Consider the following 2608-nt stretch of genomic DNA (forward strand, 5'->3'; position numbering starts at 1 on the left):
GTGTTCCACGACGACCAGCACGGCACGGCCATCACGGTGGCGGCGGCGATGCTCAACGGCCTGAAGGTCGCGGGCAAGGACATCGCACAGGTCAAGCTGGTCACCTCGGGCGCGGGCGCGGCGGCACTGGCCTGCCTGAACCTGCTGCTCAAGGTCGGCCTGAAGCGCGAGAACGTGTTCGTCACGGATCTGGCCGGCGTGGTCTACGAGGGCCGCGAGGAGCTCATGGACGACGACAAGCGCCAGTACATGCAGAAGACCGACAAGCGCAAGCTCGCCGAGGTGATGGAGGGCGCCGACGTGTTCCTCGGCCTGTCGGCCGGCGGCGTGCTCAAGCCCGCGATGGTGGCGTCGATGGCACCCAGGCCGGTGATCTTCGCGCTGGCCAACCCGAATCCGGAGATCACGCCCGAGGACGCGCACTCGGTGCGCGGCGACGTGATCATGGCCACGGGGCGCACCGACTATCCGAACCAGGTCAACAACGTCCTGTGCTTCCCCTATATCTTCCGCGGCGCGCTCGATTGCGGCGCGACCACGATCACCGACGAGATGGAGATCGCCGCGGTGCACGCGATCGCCGAACTGGCACAGGCCGAGCAGAGCGAAGTGGTTGCCGCCGCTTACGCGGGCGAGAAACTGGCCTTCGGCCCCGAGTACCTGATCCCCAAGCCCTTCGATCCGCGCCTGATGATGAAGATCGCGCCAGCAGTGGCCCAGGCTGCAGCGGACTGTGGTGTGGCCCTGCGGCCCATCACCGACATGCCCGCGTACCGCCAACGTCTGCAGAGCTTCGTGTTCGCCTCGGGCACCATCATGAAGCCCATCTTCGCGGCGGCCAAGACCGCCGAGCGCAAGCGCGTGGCCTATGCCGAAGGCGAAGAGGAGCGCGTGCTGCGCGCCTGCCAGATCGTGGTCGACGAAGGCCTGGCCCGGCCCACGCTGATCGGCCGCCCGGGGGTGATCGCCCAGCGCATCGAGAAGTTCGGCCTGCGCCTTCGCGAAGAGTTGGACTACGACATCGTCAACGTCGAGCAGGATGAGCGCTACCGCGACTTCTGGCAGACCTACCACCGCATGACCGAGCGCAAGGGCGTGACCCAGCAGCTCGCCAAGATCGAGATGCGGCGCCGCCTCACGCTGATCGGCGCCATGCTGCTGCACAAAGGCGAGGTCGACGGCCTGATCTGCGGCACCTGGGGCTCCACCCACCACCACCTGAAATACATCGACCAGGTGATCGGCAAGCGCGCCGGCGGCAGCCCCAGTACCGAGCAGGACGTCCGTATCTACGCGTGCATGAACGGTCTGATGCTGCCGGGTCGCCAGGTGTTCCTGGTCGACACGCACGTCAATTACGACCCCACGGCCGAGGAGCTGAGCGAGATCACCGTCATGGCCGCCGAAGAGATGCTGCGCTTCGGCCTGCAGCCCAAGGCGGCCCTGCTGTCGCATTCCAACTTCGGCTCCAGCGACGAACCCAGCGCCGTCAAGATGCGCCGCACGCTGGAACTGCTGCGAGAGCAGGCGCCCTGGCTGGAGGTGGATGGCGAAATGCACGGAGATGTGGCACTGGACCCAGATTCGCGCGCCACGATGATGCCCAACTCCACCCTCAAGGGGCCGGCCAACCTGCTGGTCCTCCCCAACATCGATGCGGCCAACATCGCCTACAACCTGCTCAAGACAGCCGCCGGCGGCAACATCGCCATCGGCCCGGTGCTGCTGGGCGCCGACAAACCGGTCCACATCCTGACGGCCAGCGCCACAGTGCGCAGAATCGTCAATATGACGGCTCTCACCGTGGCCGATGCCAACGTTTCCCGTTGATGCATAGAGAAAAAGCAAGCGCTAACTCTTTCACACATTTCAGACCGCTGGATTTGCCTTATTTTTCAGCAACCGCTTGCGTTTTCAGCCCACCTCAGGCACACTAGCGAGCTTGGATTACAGGGTTAACCCGCCCGCGACACCCCCGCAGAAGCCGTGTAAACGGATACTTTTGTGGTGTGTTGGTGGCGGGTTGATTGCATCAGGAGCAGGGAATTTCATGGACCTGAAGCGGATCGGGAGTGCCAAGGGTGTGGCAACACTGGCCTTGGTTCTGGTTCTGACGGCATCGCTTGGCACCTTTCTGGTGCAGGCTCGAACACCGCAAGACCAGACGCTTCCCGGCACGAACGCCGCTGCCCTCGCCGAATCCGGCTTGCCCATGCAGGGTAGACAGGTGATGGAGCTGATCCGGCAAGGTGGGCCATTCCAGTACGAGAAGGACGGCACGGTGTTCGGCAACCGGGAAAGGTTGCTACCGAGCCAGCGGCGCGGGTTTTACCGGGAGTACACGGTGCCCACGCCAGGTTTGAGTCATCGGGGCGCCAAGCGGATCGTGTGTGGTGGATTGCGGCCCAGGGTGCCAGACGCTTGTTATTACACCGAAGACCACTACAGCAGCTTCAAGCGGATCGTGCAGTGAGTCTTGGGTGATGTGAACGGTTTTTTAACTTGAACTTTGAAAGAGACGCGGAGATGGACACGCCACTTCGTAACGTACGACCCAATATCGTTCAGTCGATTCGCGCCCATGGCGTGAAAGACCTGCAGGCCGCGG

General features: G+C 63.7%; 2 protein-coding genes and 1 pseudogene. All 3 read left to right on the forward strand.

Annotated elements, in window-relative coordinates; translation table 11 throughout:
- A partial coding sequence (locus IV113_RS13950; protein WP_291086134.1) for a phosphate acyltransferase occupies window positions 1-1830 on the forward strand: 1830 nt, incomplete at its 5' end.
- A 220-nt stretch (window positions 1831-2050) separates the two neighbouring features.
- Window positions 2051-2473, forward strand: coding sequence for a ribonuclease domain-containing protein (locus IV113_RS13955; protein ID WP_291086137.1), 423 nt, complete (start codon window positions 2051-2053; stop codon window positions 2471-2473).
- A 53-nt stretch (window positions 2474-2526) separates the two neighbouring features.
- A pseudogene (locus tag IV113_RS13960) lies at window positions 2527-2608 on the forward strand (barnase inhibitor); the annotation flags it as partial.

It is taken from the genome of Hydrogenophaga sp., assembly GCF_018780385.1.
GTDB lineage: Bacteria > Pseudomonadota > Gammaproteobacteria > Burkholderiales > Burkholderiaceae_C > Hydrogenophaga.

Coding starts and splice junctions, on each gene's coding strand:
- IV113_RS13955 (WP_291086137.1), top strand. CDS start 2,051: ATGGACCTGAAGCGGATCGGGAGTGCCAAGGGTGTGGCAACACTGGCC.